The 16,445-nt window shown below is 68.2% G+C and carries 13 protein-coding genes and 1 pseudogene (1 of these 14 only partly in view); 2 read left to right on the forward strand and 12 right to left on the reverse strand.

What is annotated here, in order from left to right; all coding sequences use genetic code 11:
• Nucleotides 1-2,754, forward strand: the 3' portion of a protein-coding gene (locus A6A40_RS17890; protein ID WP_108547284.1) for an AAA family ATPase. 1,008 nt of this gene lie to the left of the window's left edge; only the last 2,754 of its 3,762 coding nucleotides appear in the window; its start codon lies off the left edge, out of view; the stop codon is at nt 2,752-2,754.
• Nucleotides 2,755-2,810: 56 nt separating this feature from the next.
• Here A6A40_RS17890 and A6A40_RS17895 read toward each other — a convergent pair.
• Nucleotides 2,811-3,647, reverse strand: a pseudogene (locus A6A40_RS17895) (AAA family ATPase); the annotation flags it as partial.
• A gap of 258 nt (nt 3,648-3,905) precedes the next feature.
• Between A6A40_RS17895 and A6A40_RS17900 the strand changes: the two are divergent.
• A partial coding sequence (locus tag A6A40_RS17900; protein ID WP_211112041.1) for a PAS domain-containing protein occupies nt 3,906-4,997 on the forward strand: 1,092 nt, incomplete at its 3' end.
• A 353-nt stretch (nt 4,998-5,350) separates the two neighbouring features.
• Here the strand turns inward: A6A40_RS17900 and A6A40_RS17905 are convergent.
• From A6A40_RS17905 to argS, 11 genes are all read right to left on the reverse strand, one after another.
• Nucleotides 5,351-5,683, reverse strand: coding sequence for a DHCW motif cupin fold protein (locus A6A40_RS17905; RefSeq protein WP_108547286.1), 333 nt, complete (start codon nt 5,681-5,683; stop codon nt 5,351-5,353).
• A gap of 75 nt (nt 5,684-5,758) precedes the next feature.
• Nucleotides 5,759-8,428, reverse strand: a complete 2,670-nt coding sequence (gene alaS / locus A6A40_RS17910; RefSeq protein WP_108547287.1) for an alanine--tRNA ligase — start codon at nt 8,426-8,428, stop codon at nt 5,759-5,761.
• A 129-nt stretch (nt 8,429-8,557) separates the two neighbouring features.
• Nucleotides 8,558-9,349, reverse strand: coding sequence for a twin-arginine translocase subunit TatC (tatC, locus tag A6A40_RS17915; RefSeq protein WP_108547288.1), 792 nt, complete (start codon nt 9,347-9,349; stop codon nt 8,558-8,560).
• 15 nt (nt 9,350-9,364) lie between these two features.
• Nucleotides 9,365-9,868 (reverse strand): Sec-independent protein translocase protein TatB, encoded by a 504-nt coding sequence (gene tatB / locus A6A40_RS17920; protein ID WP_108547289.1) that lies wholly within the window; start codon nt 9,866-9,868, stop codon nt 9,365-9,367.
• 78 nt (nt 9,869-9,946) lie between these two features.
• Complete coding sequence (locus A6A40_RS17925) at nt 9,947-10,186, reverse strand: twin-arginine translocase TatA/TatE family subunit (protein ID WP_108547290.1); 240 nt, start codon at nt 10,184-10,186, stop codon at nt 9,947-9,949.
• Nucleotides 10,187-10,339: 153 nt separating this feature from the next.
• A complete protein-coding gene (gene scpB, locus A6A40_RS17930) occupies nt 10,340-10,972 on the reverse strand; it encodes an SMC-Scp complex subunit ScpB (protein ID WP_108547291.1) in 633 nt (210 codons plus the stop codon).
• Nucleotides 10,969-11,793: a segregation and condensation protein A gene (locus tag A6A40_RS17935; RefSeq protein ID WP_108547292.1), complete on the reverse strand. Its 825-nt coding sequence runs from the start codon at nt 11,791-11,793 to the stop codon at nt 10,969-10,971. Before A6A40_RS17935 ends, scpB begins: the two co-directional genes overlap by 4 nt.
• A gap of 10 nt (nt 11,794-11,803) precedes the next feature.
• Nucleotides 11,804-12,481: a site-2 protease family protein gene (locus A6A40_RS17940; protein ID WP_108547293.1), complete on the reverse strand. Its 678-nt coding sequence runs from the start codon at nt 12,479-12,481 to the stop codon at nt 11,804-11,806.
• A 16-nt stretch (nt 12,482-12,497) separates the two neighbouring features.
• Nucleotides 12,498-13,628, reverse strand: coding sequence for a beta-N-acetylhexosaminidase (nagZ, locus tag A6A40_RS17945; protein WP_174718533.1), 1,131 nt, complete (start codon nt 13,626-13,628; stop codon nt 12,498-12,500).
• Nucleotides 13,600-14,658, reverse strand: a complete 1,059-nt coding sequence (locus A6A40_RS17950; protein ID WP_108547295.1) for an SPOR domain-containing protein — start codon at nt 14,656-14,658, stop codon at nt 13,600-13,602. The genes nagZ and A6A40_RS17950 overlap by 29 nt, the downstream gene beginning before the upstream one ends.
• Nucleotides 14,655-16,415 carry an arginine--tRNA ligase gene (argS, locus tag A6A40_RS17955; protein ID WP_108547296.1) on the reverse strand — a complete coding sequence of 587 codons (1,761 nt, stop codon included), beginning with the start codon at nt 16,413-16,415 and terminating at the stop codon, nt 14,655-14,657. The genes A6A40_RS17950 and argS overlap by 4 nt, the downstream gene beginning before the upstream one ends.
• Nucleotides 16,416-16,445: the final 30 nt, after the last annotated feature.

Raw genomic sequence — 16,445 nt, forward strand, 5'->3', positions numbered from 1 at the left:
GAGGCGGCGCGTCTGGCGGTCGAGAGCGCCGCCGCCCGTCATGGCGAGTCGCGGCGGCGGTTCGAGGCCGCATGCGCGGAACAGGCCAAGGCGGAACCGGACCTGGAACGCGCAGCCGACCTGGATGGGCGGATCACCGCGCTGACGAGCGAGCAAGGAACCGCCGAGACGGCGGCAAAGGCGGCGGCGCAGCGGAGCGGCATGGCGCGGCAGGCGGTGGAGGACATCGACACCACCCTGTCGGCTGCACGCAGCGAGGCTGCAAGGTTGGAGGTCTGGCTGCGGGATCAGGCGGCCTTCGCCGTGGTCACGACGCAGTGGGAGCGCTGGGACAAGCTGCTTGGACGCGCCATCGCCGATCGGCGGGCACTGGAGGCCGCGATCCAAGAGCGTCAGCGGCTGGAGCGGGAGCTTGCCTCGACCGAAGCCGCGGCCGAAGGCGCGGAATTCCGGCTCGCCGAGGCGCGGGAGCGCTGTCGCACCGCCGAGCGCGGGCTGGAGACTCTGCGGAGCGAAGCGGCGCCGTCGCTTGAAGAGGCACGACAGGCACGAGACGAGGAGAACCGGCGGCGGGACGGGATGCTGGCACTGCTCGCCACCGGGGAGGCTCGCCAACGGCTTTCGGCCGAGCATGAAACGGCCGGCAGGGAGCGTCTCAAGCGGCTGGGCGAGGCGGAACGTGACGGTGCGGCGGCGCGGGAACTCGCCGAAAGCCGGGCCGGACAACACGCGGCGGTCGAAGAGGCGGAACGGACCCTGCAACGGCTGCTGCTGGCCCAGCGCGAGGATGTGGAAAGCCTGCGCAGGCGGCTGGTGGAGGGAGAAGCCTGCCCGGTCTGCGGTTCGGCTGATCATCCCTGGGCAGACGCCGCCGAGACGCCGCTCGGCCGGGTGACGCAGGAGCAGGAGCGGCATCTTGCCGGATTGCGCGAAGCCTTGGCTGCGACCGTTGCCCGCCACGCGGCGCTGGAGGCGGCGGAGCAGGCGGCGCGCAAGGAGGCCGATGGGCTGACGGCACGGCTGGCTTCTCTGGCGCAGGAGGCCGAAGGGCTCCAGCGCCGTTGGGCCGAACAGGCGTCGGTGGCCGGCTGGGAGGTCGAGGGCGGAACGCTCGCCGACATCCGCCAAGCGGTCGCAGCGGTCGACCGCCGGCTTGCGGCCATTGCGTCCGACGAGGAACAGGCGCTTGACCATCGCCGGAGGGTGGATGCGGCACAACGGGAGCTTCGGCAGCTGGAAACCGCGGCGGCCGGGCTGGCAACGGACTGCGAAGCGAACCGCCAGCGGCTGGCGGAGGGACGGCAGGCCTTGGCGCTCGCGGTGGCCGCGCTCGAGCGAACCGAAGCCGACCGCCGAGCCGCTCTGGCGGAGTTGGCCGAAGGGTTGGCGGCAGAGGCGGGGTGGCGGTCGCGGCTGGAGCAGAGGCCGGAGGAATACCGGGCTGAGTTGGCGGCACGGGTCGCCGAACATCGGCAAAAGACCGATGCGCTCGCCCGCGCCACCCGCGAGGTGGAGCGGGCCAATGGGGAGCGGGCGGTGCAGACCGCGGAGCTGGAGGCCGCGCTGCGGACGGAGGAGGAGGCACGCGCGCGGGCGGGCGATCTGAACGCGCGGCTGCAGGAGGCACGGACCGCGCGCGGCGCTCTGCTGGGCGGACGTCCGGCGGCATTGGTGCGCAGGATGCTGGCCGACGGACGGCACGAAGCCGAAGCGCTGGTGGAGAAGGCGACTTTTGCGCGGCAGGATGCCATCGCCCGCCTGTCGGCAATGGAGCAGGAACGGGAGATCCGCGGCGAGGCCGCCCGGCTGTGCGCCGACAAGGCCGCGGTGGCCGGGAAGCGTCTGGACCGGGCAGCGGCAGACCGTGGCGTCGGGCTGGAGGAGGCCCGCCGGTTGCTGGCGTCCGCGGAAGACGAGCTGGAGGCGGAGGAACTGGCTCTGGCGGTGCTGGAACGGGCACGCGGCGATGCTGCGCTGGTGGTTGCCGAACGGCGCCGGCAACGCGCCGACCATCATGCCACGGGCCGGCCGGCCCTGGACCTCGACGCCGCTGCCGCCGCGGTGGAGAGCGCCCGCGCGATGCTGGAGCGCGACCGCGACCGGTTGGGCTCCGCGCGGGGGCGGCTGGAGGCCGATGACGCCAACCGGCAACGGCTGGCCGGGCTGACCACGGCGATCGAGGCGCAACAGAAGCGCTGTGCGCTGTGGGGCAAGATGGCACAGCTGATCGGCTCGGCGAACGGGCAGAAGATGCGCAACTTCGCCCAGAGCCTGAGCCTGGACCTGCTGCTGACCCACGCCAACCGGCATCTGGAGGATCTCGCCCGCCGCTACCGGCTCGAGCGCGTGGCGGGGGCCGATCTGGAAATCCAGGTGGTCGACCGCGAGATGGGCGACGAACGGCGCGGCGTGCACAGCCTATCGGGCGGGGAGCTGTTCCTGGTGTCGCTGGCTCTGGCGCTCGGTCTGTCGGCGATGGCGGCGGGGACCTCCGGCGGCATCGGCACGCTGTTCATCGACGAGGGGTTCGGCACGCTCGATCCCGACAGCCTGGACGTCGCGCTATCCTGTCTGGAGGCCTTGCAGGCCGGCGGGCGTCAGGTCGGCGTCATCAGCCATGTTCCGGCGATGGTCGAGCGGATCGGTACGCAGATCCGCGTGATGCCGCTGGGTGGCGGACGCAGCCGGGTGACGGTGCTGTCGGTGGCGGGAGCGGCGTCGGGCATGGCGACTGCGGAGGTGGAAGGGGTTTGAGGGGAAGTTGGTCGTGGCTGTTGCCCCCTCCCTGACCCTCCCCCGCTCACGCGGGNCCCCCGCTTCGCCAGGAACGCCAGCCGTTCCAGCGTGTGCACGTCCTGCTCGTTCTTCAGCAGCGCCCCGCACAGCGGCGGGATCAGGGTGCGGGCATCCTTGGCGCGCAGGGTTTCGGGATCGACATCCTCGACCATCAGCAGCTTGATCCAGTCAAGCAGTTCCGAGGTTGAAGGCTTCTTCTTCAGCCCCGGAACCTCGCGCAGGTCGTAGAACAGGTTCAGCGCCTCGCGCAGCAGGGCGGCTTTCAGGCCGGGGTAGTGGACCTCGACGATACGCTCCATCGTCTCGCGGTCGGGAAAACGGATGTAGTGGAAGAAGCAGCGGCGCAGGAAGGCGTCCGGCAATTCCTTCTCGTTGTTGGAGGTGATGATCACGATGGGGCGCTTGGCCGCCTTGATCGTCTGACGGGTCTCGTACACATGGAATTCCATGCGGTCGAGTTCCAGCAACAGGTCGTTGGGAAACTCGATATCGGCCTTGTCGATTTCATCGATCAGCAGGACCGGGGGCTCCGACGCCTCGAAGGCTTCCCACAGCTTGCCGCGGACGATGTAGTTGGCGATGTCGTGGACCTTCGCCTCGCCCAGTTGGCTGTCGCGCAGGCGGCTGACGGCGTCGTACTCGTAAAGACCCTGCTGCGCCTTGGTGGTCGACTTCACATGCCAGGACAGCAGCGGCTTGTTCAAAGCGCGCGCGATTTCCACGGCCAGCACCGTCTTGCCGGTGCCGGGCTCCCCTTTCACCAGAAGCGGTCGCTCCAGCGTGATCGCGGCGTTGACCGCCACCATCAGGTCATCGGTGGCGACATAGCGGTCGGTGCCGGTGAAGCGCATGGTGATGCCGTATCCTCTGGTTTCGCCGACAGTGTTGCCATTCTCCTCCATGCTGGCAAGCCCTTCGGCTGCGCAAGCTGCAAAGCCCGTTTCGGAATGCCTCGCTTTTTGAGAGGCCGGGCCGACAGCCAGCCCCTAATCCCCACTATATTGCTTGGTCTTTAGGCAGAATGCGGGAGCTCCACACAGTTTAGAATTGGCACAATCATTGCCATACGTCCCTGCACTTTGATATTTCCCTTCAGCCGGAGTTCGCCAATGCTGGCCGCGTTCATCCGAAGCCCCCACCCTGGCGATTTGCTCGGGATTGAGGCGAGCGCTCTGATCGACCAGATTCCGACCGCCGTGATGCTCTGCCAAATTCCAAGTTTCCAGATCGTCTACGCCAACCCCAAATCGCTGGAGCTTCTGCGCCGGATCAGCCATCTGTTGAAGATCGCTCCGGAGAAGGTGGTGGGCGCGAGCATCGATATCTTCCATCGCCATCCGGAGCACCAGCGCAAGCTCCTGTCCGATCCCAAGAATCTTCCCTTCGAAACCCAGATCCGATTGGGGGAGGAAACGCTCAACCTGCATGTCACGCCCGTCTATGACCGCGGACGCTATGTCGCCGCGATGCTGACGTGGAATGTCGTGACAGAGAAGGTGCGGGCCGACGCCGAAGTGAACCGGCTGTTGCGCATGCTGGACGAGATGCCGACCGCCGTCATGATGTGCGATCCCAACGATGACTTCCGGATCACCTACATCAACGAGACCAGCCGCAGGACACTGAAGCCGCTCGAGCCCTATCTGCCGACGACGATCGACAGGCTCGTCGGTCAATCGGTGGACATCTTTCACAAGAATCCGGCCCACCAGCGCCGGATCATCGGCGATCCCACCCGCCTGCCCTTCAACGCCAACATCCGCGTCGGACCGGAGGTCTTGAATCTGCGGGTCACCGCCCTGAACGACCGCGAAGGGCGCTATCAGGCGGCGATGCTGTCCTGGTCGGTGGTCACCAACAATCACCGCATGGCCGACAATGTGTCGAAAGCGGTTGGTTCGCTGGTCGAATCCGCCGCCCGCATGAGCGAGGCCGCGGAACAGCTCGTCGCGGCCGGCGGCGACGCCAGCACGCTGGCCGCCGATGCATCAGCCGCCATCAAGGAAATCCGTGCCGCGGTCGGCGATATCATGCGCCAGATGACGACGGTTTCGGAAACGGCGATCGCCGCGGTGAAGGAGGCGGAGCAGTCGGACAAACTGGCTGCCAGCCTCTCGCAAAGTGCCCGCGCCATCGGCCAGATCGTCCAGATCATCGCGTCGATCGCGGGACAGACCAATCTTCTGGCGCTGAACGACGGCNACGAAGTCAAGACGCTGGCGGGCCAGACCGCGAAAGCAACCGACGAAATCGCCGGGCGGGTGGCCGAGATTCAGCAGGCAACTGCCGATACGATCACCGCGTTCGACCGCATCGGCTCCGCGATCCGCGATGTCCATGGCATCGCCCAGGAGGTCGGGCAGTCGATGACCCGGCAGCAGACGGCGACGGACGAAGTCGCAGGAAGCGTCTCCGGTGTCACCGAGGCCACGCGCAGCACCGACATCGCGGCGCGTTCCGTCCGCGATATCGCCTCTGCGGTGGCCGCTCTGGCCGATTCCCTGCAGGGCGACTTGAAGGAGTTCCTGAAATCGACCTGACCGCCCGAAGGCGATCAGTCGACGATGAACAGGGTGGCCCCGATTTCGGTCGATGAGCGGTGCGGGTAATCGCCGAAATCGGAAACCTGATAGCTCATGCCCGCGGTCAGGACAAAGCGGCGCCCGTCCTTCAGTTCGGTGATCAGTTCACCGCTGACCACGAACAGCACATGGCCGCGGTCGCACCAATGGTCGGCCAGATAGCCAGGCGTGTATTCGACCATCCGCACCCGCAAGTCCCCGGCCAGGAAGCTGCGCCACAGCGCCTTGCCGGTTTCGCCCGGATGTTCGGTGACGGGAACGGCGGACCAGTCGGTCACGGTGAAGGGAAGAGTCGGAAGTTCCATCGCCGGACCTCGCCAAAAAGCGCCTTGAACAGAAACGCGGCCCACGGAACGAACCGGGGCCGCATTTCTTTGGGATCAGGAAGCCTTCTTGGCCGCGATGGCCTTTTCGATGGCCTCGATCGCCGCCGGTGCCAGAGAGGCGTCGGGACCGCCGGCCTGGGCCATGTCCGGCCGGCCGCCGCCGCCCTTGCCGCCCAGCGCCTCGGCGCCGACCCGGACCAGATCGACGGCGCTGAGGGTCGCGGTCAAATCGTCGGTGACGCCGATGACGATGGAGGCCTTGCCCTCGTTCGACGCGATCAGCACCACGACGCCGGAGCCGACCTGCTTCTTCAGCTCGTCGGCCATCGGCTTCAGGTCCTTGGCCGGCAGGCCTTCGACCACCCGCGCGGCGACCTTGACGCCGGCGACGTCCTTGGCCTCGTTGCCGCCCTCGGCCTTGGCGCCGCCTCCCATGGCGACCTGACGGCGCAGGTCGGCCAGTTCGCGCTCCATCTTTCGGCGCTCCTCGACCAGGGCGGCGACGCGGGCCGGCACCTCGTCGGGCTTGACCTTGAGGACGCTCGCCGCCTCGGTCAGCAGATGGTCGCGCTCGGACAGCCACGCCTTGGCGCCGGTGCCGGTCAGCGCCTCGATGCGGCGGACGCCGGCGGCGACGGCACCCTCGGAGACGATCTTGAAGACGCCGATGTCGCCGGTACGGCGGACATGGGTGCCGCCGCACAGTTCGATGGAATAGTCGCGGTCCAGCTCGCCATGCGGGCCGCCCATGGAGACCACCCGGACCTCGTCGCCGTACTTCTCGCCGAACAGCGCCATGGCGCCCTGGGCGCGGGCCTCGTCCGGGGACATCAGGCGGGTGATGACCTCGCTGTTGCCGAGCACACGGCGGTTCACCTCGTCCTCGACGGCGGCGATGTCGGCGGCGGTCAGGCCGGTCGGCTGGCTGATGTCGAAGCGCAGACGCTCCGGCGCCACCAGCGAACCCTTCTGGGTGACATGGTCGCCCAGCCGGTGGCGCAGAGCCTCGTGCAGCAGGTGGGTGGCGGAGTGGTTGGCGCGGATGGCGGAGCGGCGCTCGCTGTCCACGCGCAGTTCCACCACGTCGCCGACCTTCAAGCTGCCCTTGGTGACGGTGCCGACATGGGCCCACACCGCACCCAGCTTCTTCAGCGTGTCGGAAACCGCGACCTCGGCCCCGCCGGCCGAGAAGATCACGCCGGCATCGCCGACCTGCCCACCCGATTCGCCGTAGAAGGGGGTCTGGTTGACGACGACCAGCACTTGATCGCCGATGTTGGCAGTCTCGACGCGGGCATCGCCCTTGACGATGGCGGTCACCTTGCCCTCGGCGACTTCGGTGTCGTAGCCGAAGAACTCGGTGGCGCCCAACTCGTCCTTGATCTCGTACCACAGCTTCTCGGTGCCGACCTCGCCCGAGCCGGCCCAGGATTCGCGGGCCTTGCGGCGCTGCTCGTCCATCGCCGCCTTGAAGCCGGCCTCGTCGACACCGCGACCCTGGCCGCGCAGAACGTCCTGAGTCAGGTCGAGCGGGAAGCCGTAGGTATCGTACAGCTTGAAGGCGACGTCGCCGGCCAGCGGCTGGCCTTCGCCGAGATGGCCGACCTCATCCTCCAGCAGGCGCAGGCCGCGCTCCAGCGTCTGCTTGAAGCGGGTCTCCTCCAGCTTCAGCGTCTCGACGATCAGGGCGCGGGCGCGGTTCAGCTCCGGATAGGCGTCGCCCATCTGCTGGATCAGCGCCGGGACCAGACGGTGCATCAGCGGCTCGCGCGCGCCGATCATGTGGGCGTGGCGCATGGCGCGGCGCATGATGCGGCGCAGCACATAGCCGCGGCCCTCGTTCGACGGCAGCACGCCGTCGGCGATCAGGAAGGAGGTCGAGCGCAGATGGTCGGCGATGACGCGGTGCGACACGGCATGCGCGCCGTCCGGCGAGGTCTTGGTCGCCTCGGCCGACGCCATGATCAGCGCCCGCATCAGGTCGATGTCGTAATTGTCGTGCTTGCCCTGCAGGACGGCGGCCAGACGCTCCAGCCCCATGCCGGTGTCGATCGACGGCTTGGGCAGCGGCACCAGATTGTCCGGACCCAGCTGTTCATACTGCATGAACACGAGGTTCCAGATCTCGATGAAGCGGTCGCCATCCTGGTCCGGGCTGCCCGGCGGGCCGCCGGCGATCGACGGGCCATGGTCGAAGAAAATCTCGGAGCAGGGACCGCAGGGGCCGGTATCGCCCATGCGCCAGAAATTGTCGTCGGTCGGGATGCGGATGATGCGGTCGTCCGACAGGCCGGCGACCTTGCGCCAGATCGCCGCCGCATCCTCGTCCGAGGTGTGGACCGTCACCAGCAGCTTGTCGGCCGGCAGCCCGTATTCCTTGGTGATCAGGTTCCAGGCGAACGCGATGGCGTCGTCCTTGAAATAATCGCCGAAGGAGAAGTTCCCCAGCATCTCGAAGAAGGTGTGGTGCCGCGCGGTGTAGCCGACATTGTCCAGGTCGTTGTGCTTGCCGCCGGCGCGCACGCATTTCTGCGAAGTGACCGCACGCTTGTAGGGCCGCGTCTCGGCACCGGTGAAGACGTTCTTGAACTGGACCATGCCGGCGTTGGTGAACATCAGCGTCGGGTCGTTGCGCGGCACGAGCGGCGACGATTCGACGATCTGGTGGCCCTGCTTGGCGAAGAAATCCAGGAACGTGCGACGGATGTCGTTGGCGGTCTGCATACGGTCAAGGCTCCGGGTGCGCGGCTTGAGGCCCTTTACTGGCCGAACCGTGCTTTTAGCGCGAGAATGGCGGCATGTCCACGACGGACGGATTATTACCCTGCGTCACGACAGACAAGAGGCGGCGGCTCACTCGGCCTCCGCCGCAGCCCTTGCCTTTTCGATGCGCCGGCCGATGATGATGGCGATCTCGTAAAGCCCGATCAGCGGAACCGCGAGACTGACCTGGCTGATGACGTCCGGCGGGGTCAGGATCGCCGCGGCAACGAAGGCGCCGACGATGGCGTAGCGCCGCTTCGACGCCAGCGCATCCGTGCTGATGATGCCGACGCGAACCAGCAGGGTCAGCAGGACCGGCAGCTGGAAGGCGATGCCGAAGGCGAAGATCAGCGACATCACCAGATGCAGGTATTCGCCGACGCGCGCCTCGAACTCGATGGGCAGGGCGTTGGCGTCGCCGCCGGGATGGAACTCGAATCCCAGGAAGAAGCGCCAGGCCATCGGGAAGATGAAGTAATAGACGATGCCTGCGCCGGTCAGGAACATCACCGGGGTCGCGACCAGGAAGGGCAGGAACGCCTTGCGCTCGTGCTTGTACAGGCCCGGCGCCACGAACATCCAGATCTGGCTGGCGATGATCGGGAAGGAGATGAAGCAGCCGGCCCAGAACGCCACCTTCACATAGGTGAAGAAGGCTTCGGTCAGGCCGGTGTAGATCATCCGCCGCCCCTGCCCCGCCAACAGGTCGGCCAATGGCTGGACCAGGAAATTGTAGATCCGGTCCGACACGGCGTAGCACAGCAGAAAGGCGATCAGGATGGCGCCGACCGACCACATCAGCCGGTTCCGCAGCTCGATCAGATGATCGATCAGCGGCATCTTGCTGTCTTCGAGTTCGTCCTGCTGCGTTTCGCCGGTCATGGTCCGTCTTCGACCTTAGGTCTGCTTATCGGTGGGCTGGGCGGAGGCCGTTTCGGCCGGTTGGGCGGCCGGCTGAACCGGTGCGGACTGCACCGGAGGCAGCTGGGTGGTGATCGGCGACGGGGCGGCGGACGGCGCCACGCTGTCGGCCACTGCGGGGGGAGCCGCCGGCACCTGGGGCAGGTCAGGTTCCGGAGTGCTGCCGGCATGGCCGTTCAGCCCCACATCGATGCCCTTGGTGTCGAAGGCCTTCCCCACCTCCCCCTTCGGGTCGATGGTGTCCTCCATCATCTTCTTGATGTTCAGGTCGCGGGTCTTCAGGGCTTCCTTGCGAAGCTCGTCCAACTCGGTCTCCCGCATCATGTCGTCGATGTGGGTCTGGAATTCGCGCGCGACGCCTCTCGCCTTACGCACCCATTTGCCGAGCGTGAAGATCGCCTTGGGCAGATCCTTGGGCCCGATGACCACAAGGGCGATGACGGCGATCACCATCAGTTCGGACCAAGCGATGTCGAACATGTTCTTCCGGCTTCACGAATGCGGTGGGCAGGATGGCGCGCGAACGGAACACAGGGTGGCCCCCCGCGCGCCCGCCGGTCAGCTGCGGACCGCCTCGTCCTTCTTGGCCGCGGTTTCGGCCGTGTTGGCCGGCTGGTTCGGGATGACCTTGGCATTGGCGCCGGAAGCGGCGTCATCGCTGTCGTCCTGCAGGCCCGCCTTGAAGGACTTCACGCCCTTGGCGAGATCGCCCATCACCTTCGGCAACTTTCCAGCGCCGAACAGCAGAAGAACGATCAGTAGAACGATGATCCAGTGCCAGATGCTGAAAGAACCCATGGCGCGCCTATCACGTTTGAACGGCCTTTGCGGCGGGCCGGCACTATGGCAGAAAGGCCATTGGGCCGCAACGTTCGCCCCACCATCCTTAACCGGTTGTCATTGAGGTTTCACGGGAATTCGCGCGGACACGCCCGAAATTCGCCGACCGGCTCAGGACTCTCCGCCATCGTCCTCGCCCGACACGGCCAGGCCGCCGTCGTCTCCGGCCGTCCCAAGCCCCAGAAGCACCGGACGGCTGTCCAGCAGGCCAGCGGCGCGCAGGTCGTCGACGCTGGGCAGATCGCGCACGCTTTCCAACCCGAAATGGTCGAGGAAATGATCGGTGGTGATCCAGGTCAACGGACGGCCCGGCGTCTCCCGCCGCTTGCCCGGCCGGATCCAGCCATGTTCCATCAACAGGTCAAGCGTGCCCTTGCTGGTCGCCACACCGCGGATGGACTCGATCTCTCCGCGGGTCACCGGCTGGTGATAGGCGATGATCGCCAGGGTTTCGATGGCAGCGCGCGACAGCTTGCGCGACACTTCCTCCTCCCGCCGCAACTCCGGCGCGAGATCCGTCGCCGTGCGGAAGGCCCAACCGCCGCCGGTGCGCACCAGATTGACTCCGCGCGGGGCGTAATGGGCGCGCAACTCCTCCAGCAGCGGGCCGACCTCCGGCCCGAGGCGGCCGGCCAGCGTCTCCTCGTCCAGCGGCTCCGCCGAGGCGAACAGCAGCGCTTCCAGCAGGCGCAATCGACCGATGCGGGCCTCCGCCTCCTGGGCGTCGGTGACTTCCTTGATCATGGTCCTCGAGAATCCGATGGGTCCGCGGCTGAGTCGCCGGCCTGGCGTCCGCGGACGTAGAGCGGGGCGAAGGCGCCCTCCTGGCGCAGTTCCACCCGGCCGGCCTTGGCCAGTTCAAGCGTCGCCGCGAAATGGGCGGCGAGCGCGGAGCGGGTCAACAGCCCGCCACCCTCACCGCCCGGCAGGAAGCTGGCGAGCGTCGCCCAATCCGGCATGCGGCCCAGCAGAGCGGACAGGCGCTGCACCGCCTCCTCCATCGAATAGAGGCGGACCGGGGCGATGTGCAGGACACCGGACTCCTTGCGGGCCCGCTGCTGGCCATAAGCCCGCAGCAGGTCGAACAGCGTGACCTCATAGACCGACTTGCGGCGCAGGTCCAAATCCTCCGGCGCGCCGCGGGGATGGACGTCGATGCCCAGCCGCGGACGGGCGAACAGCTTTTCCGCCGCGCCCTTCATCGCCTCCAGCCGCTGGAGCTGGAAAGCCAGCGCCGCTGCCATGTCCTCGCCGGACGGCTCCTCGCCCTCCGGCTCGGGCAGCAGCAGGCGCGACTTCAGGTAGGCCAGCCACGCCGCCATCACCAGATAATCGGCCGCCAATTCCAGCCGCACCTTGCGCGCCTCCGCGACGAAGGCGAGGTACTGGTCGGCCAGTTCCAGGATGGAGATGCGCGTCAGGTCGACCTTCTGGTCGCGTCCCAACGCCAACAGCATGTCGAGCGGTCCCTCGAAGCCGTCCAGAACCAGCAAAAGCTGTTCGGACGCCGACACCTCGACCCTGGCGGGAGTGTCGGCCACACGCTCGGCCAGCGGATCGGCCATCGGAAACCCTTCAGTCGTTGCCGGTCAGGACGCGGATGAAATCGATCACCGCATCGACGGGCGGACCCAGCACCCAATGCATGACGCTGAGATCCATGCCGATCTGGCGCCCCAGCATCGGCAGCAGGAAGAAGGCCGCCATCAGAATCAGCAGCCCGACGCGCTCCAGCTTCGCCAGCGGCACCGCCAGGACATCGGGCAGGATGCCGACCGCGACGCGCCCACCGTCCAGCGGCGGCAGCGGGATCAGGTTGAAGACCATCAGGATGACGTTGACCAGCACAGACACCTCGGCGGCGGAGCGGATCCAAAGCTCGATATAGCTGTTTTCCGGATTGACCAGCCGCCAGACCACCGCCGACGCCACCGCCAGCAGGAAGTTGGTCCCCGGACCGGCCAGCGCCACCCACACCATGTCGCGGCGCGGATGGTCCAGCCGGGCGAAGTTCACCGGCACCGGCTTGGCCCAGCCGAAGACGAAGCCGGTGGTGAAATACATCAGCGCCGGCAGCAGCACCGTCCCGAACGGGTCGATGTGGCGGATCGGGTTGAAGGTGACGCGGCCCAGCCGATAGGCGGTGTCGTCGCCCAGCCTCCAGGCGACGAAGCCGTGCGCCGCCTCGTGCAGGGTGATGGCGATGATGGCCGGCAGGGCCACGGCCGTCACCTGGAAGATCCATTCCTCCATCGTCCGCTCCCGTCCGTCAGGTCTGCGCCGTGCCGAGAAGCTCGGCCAGCCGGTTGGTCAATGCCGCGATGTCCGCGGGTTCGGGCGCATGGCGCATTGCCTCGGCCCGCGCCCAGCGCTCCGCCGCCGCAACGCTCAGCACCGGGATGGCGCCGAGCAGCGACCGCATCTCGTCCAGATCGCCATTGCAGTGGAGCACGACATCCATGCCCGCCGCCAGCACCGCTTCCGCCCGCTTGCGGGGATCGCCCTGCAGCGCGTTCATCGACAGGTCGTCGCTGAACAGCAGGCCATCGAAACCGATGGACGGCCCCCGGACCACCTCGCGCACGACGATGGGCGAGGTGCTGGCCGGTGCGGTCGGGTCGATGGCCTTCAGCACCACATGCGCCACCATCGCCAGCGGCAGGTCGGCAAGCGCGCGGAAGGGAGCGAAGTCGGTCGCCTCCAGCGTCGCGCGGTCGGCCTCCACCACCGGCAGTTCGGCATGGCTGTCGGCGAAGGCGCGGCCATGGCCGGGGATATGCTTGAGCACCGGCAGCACGCCGCCGGCAAGCAGCCCGTCGGCAGTGGCACGGGCCAGCGCGATCACCACGGCGGGATCGCGCGAGAAGGCGCGGTCGCCGATGATGTCGTGCGCGCCCTCCACCGGCACATCGCACACAGGCGCGCAGTCCACCGTGATGCCGACCTCCGTCAGCATATGGGCGAGCAGCCGGCCGTTGATCCAAGCGGCCTCTTGGGCGGCCTCTTGGGCGGCTTCGCGCCCGGCAGCGGCATCGCGCCCGGCCAGCGCGCCGAACACGCCCATCGGCGGGTGGGCGGGCCAATGCGGCGGGCGCATCCGCGCGACCCGGCCGCCTTCCTGGTCGATCAGGACGGGAGCGTCGGGTCGGCCGACACTGGCGCGCAGATCGTCGACCAGCCGGCGCATCTGGTCGCGGTTGTCGCAGTTGCGGCGGAACAGGATGAAGCCGAGCGGATCGGCATCGCGGAAGAAGGCCGCCTCGGCGGGCGTCACCTCCAGCCCGGCGCAGCCGTAGACGACTGCGCGCGGGTGATCAGCCGGAGTGGCGGAGGCCACAGAACGAAGGCTCGCGGAGTCGGGGCCGACAGACTTAGGGACGGACAACCACACACCCCACATTCTGTGCGCGCAGCTGGGCGCAGACCGATTTCGCCCGCGCCTCGTCGGCGCCGGCGCCCTGAACCCGGTAGAACACGCCCTTGTCACCCAGTTCGACCTTGGCAACCTGCATCGACAGGCCACCCAGGGCATCCGGGTGGCGTCCGGCAATGCGGCGCCATTCGGCCGCGGCCTCGCCTTCGCTGCGGACGGAGGCGAGCTGGATGCGCCAGCCGCCGCTGCCGCCGGTGACGGCGGGGGCGGTTTTCGCCGGCTGCGCCGCCGCCTTGGCCGGGGCGGCGGCAGGCGGGGACCCCGCCTCCAGCTTGGCGATCAGCTGGCCGACCGAGGGGGCTGCATTCTGTTGCTGTTGTGCCTGGGGCGGAGGAGCGGACGGCGGCTTCACCGCGGCGACCTGCTGCTGCGGAACCGCGGCGGGCTTTGCCGGAACGGCCGCGGGTTGCTGCGGCTTGCCGGCCGCACCCGGTGCCAGCTGGGCAGAGGGCATCTGGGCCGTCGGAGGCGCGGCCGGCAGGGCGGGAAGCCCAGGCGCCGGCTCGGGCGGTGCCAACGGCGCGGCGGCGGCAACCGCGGCGGCGACGCTGTCCCGCGGCACGGTGGCGGTGGCCCCCGGCGGAAGCTGTCCCACGGACGGCACCGACGGCAGAGGCACCACGGCCGGCATCTGCGGCGTTACCACCGGGCGCGGCAGCGGCACCTCCGGCGGCGGCAGCAACCGTTCAACCATCTGGCCGCGCCCGCCTTCATGGTCGCGCAACCGCTCGTAAGCCAGGATGTCCTGGTGCGGCACCTCCAGCCCGCCGGGCTGGTCGGGGCGCGCTTTGACCGGACCGGGGTCGGCGGTCAACAGCGGCGGGCCGTCGCCCGACAGCCGCGCAGGACCGCGCAGACCGACGACCGCCGCACCGGCGAACGCAACGACGCCGACCACGGCAAAGCCCAGCGCCAGCAGCCCGCGCCTGTTCGCGGACTGATGAGGCGGCATCCCATAGGGGTTGGCCGCGTAGTTGACGTCGCCGTCGTACTTCATGAACGCAGTTCCTCCACCGGCTCCACACCCATCACCGTCAGGCCCGAGGCGATGACCGTCGCCACCGCGGCGATCAGCGCCAGACGGGCCGTCGTCAGCTCCGCATCGCCCTCGATCAGGAAGCGCAGCGAGGCATCGTCGCGGCCCCGGTTCCACAGCGCGTGGAAGTCGCTGGCGAGGTCGTAGAGGAAGAAGGCGATGCGGTGCGGCTCATGCGCCTCCGCCGCCGCCTCGACCACGCGCGGCCAGGTGGCCATGCGCTTGGCGAGCGCCATCTCCTCCTCGGCATCGAGGCGGGCGAGGTTCGCCGCCGCGGCCAGGGCGGCCGGCGTCTGGTCCAGCTGCGGCAGGGCGGTTGCGGCATGGCGCAGGACCGAGCGGCAGCGGGCGTGGGCGTACTGCACGTAGAAGACCGGATTGTCCTTCGACTGCTCCGTCACCTTGGCGAAGTCGAAATCCAGCGTCTGGTCGTTGCGGCGGGTCAGCATGATGAAGCGGACCACGTCCTTTCCGACCTGATCGATCACGTCGCGCAGCGTCACGAAGGTGCCGGCGCGCTTGGACATCTTCACCGGCTGTCCGTTCTGCATCAGGTGGACCAGCTGGCAGAGCTTGACGTCCAGCTCGGCGGCACCGCCGGAGATCGCCCGCGTCGCGGCCTGCATACGCTTGACATAACCGCCATGGTCGGCGCCCAGCACGTCGATCAGCGACGCCGCCCCACGCCGGTACTTGTCATAGTGATAGGCGATGTCGTTGGCGAAATAGGTGAAGGAGCCGTCCGACTTCTTCAACGGCCGGTCGACGTCGTCGCCGAACTCGCTCGACTTGAACAGGGTCTGCGGGCGCGGCTCCCAATCGTCGGGCTTCTTGCCCTTCGGCGGCTCCAGCACGCCGGTGTAGATCAGGCCGCGCTCCTCCAGCGCCGCCAGCGCCGTCTGGACCGCACCCGCCGTCACCAGGGCGCGCTCGCTGCTGTAGACATCCATCGTGACGCCGAGAGCGCCCAGATCCTCGCGGATCCAGCCCATGATCATGCCGATGGCGAAGTCACGGCAGGCCGGCAGCCATTCGGACTCGTCCGTGCCGACCCAGCGGTTGCCGTCGCGCTCCGCCAGGGCCTGCCCGACCTCCTTCAGATACTCGCCGGGATAGAGGCCGGCCGGAATCTCGCCGACCTGCTCGCCCAGCGCCTCGCGGTAGCGGATGAAGGCGGAGCGGCCAAGCACATCGACCTGCGCGCCGGCATCGTTGATGTAGTACTCGCGGGTGACGGCGTAGCCGGCCTTCTGCAGCAGCGCTGCCAGCGCGTCGCCGAACACGGCGCCACGGCCATGGGCGGCGTGCAGCGGGCCGGTCGGGTTGGCCGACACATACTCCACATTGACCGGCGCGTTGCCGCCCAGTTCGCTGTCGCCATAGGCGGTGCCGGCGGTCAGCACGTCGCGGATGCGGTCGCGCCAGACATCGGGCGTCAGGCGCAGGTTGACGAAGCCCGGACCGGCGATCTCGACCGACGCCACGTCGGCGCGGCCCTTCAGCTTGGCCACCAGCAGCTCCGCCAGGGCGCGCGGCGCCATCTTCGCCGGCTTCGCCAGGATCATCGCGGCGTTGGTGGACAGGTCGCCATGCGAGGCCTCGCGCGGCGGCTCGACCGTCAGACGGCTGCTGTCCAGCCCGGCGGGGATCGCACCCTCGGCGGCCAGATCTTCCAGCAGCTTGCGAATATCGGTCTCGAAGGCCTTGAAAATATTCATCGTCTCAGGTCGTCTTTTCAGGAGGTCACA

The organism is Azospirillum humicireducens (genome assembly GCF_001639105.2).
GTDB classification, from domain to species: Bacteria; Pseudomonadota; Alphaproteobacteria; order Azospirillales; family Azospirillaceae; genus Azospirillum; species Azospirillum humicireducens.